At 33.7% G+C, this 282-nt stretch carries 1 protein-coding gene; it reads right to left on the bottom strand.

All coding sequences use genetic code 11. The annotated features are described in order from the left end of the window. A partial coding sequence (locus ACSG5Z_RS32280; RefSeq protein ID WP_435712980.1) for an alkaline phosphatase occupies window positions 1-282 on the bottom strand: 282 nt, incomplete at both ends.

Below are 282 nucleotides of genomic sequence, written 5' to 3' on the forward strand. Positions count from 1 at the left end.
AATGAAGGTGTCTTCTCATTACGGTCAATCATTTTATCTAAACCGCCTGGTGCAAATAAACCTAAAATTTGATCGTTTTTATCTTTTAATAATTGATCTCGATCTGTTACGTAGCTATAACCAGATTTCTTAAACTCTTCTGTAAGATTTCGATCTTTTCTAACAAAGTTTTTTACGCCGCCGCCAAGCATAACATCTACTTTATGCTTCCCTTTAATTTTTTCATCAAAATAATCACTGTCTCTTATAAAAAACTGAAGCTGGCGCACACTGGTTAAGTGT

Origin of the sequence: Bacillus pretiosus (genome assembly GCF_051294775.1) — a bacterium.
Classification (GTDB): domain Bacteria; phylum Bacillota; class Bacilli; order Bacillales; family Bacillaceae_G; genus Bacillus_A; species Bacillus_A wiedmannii.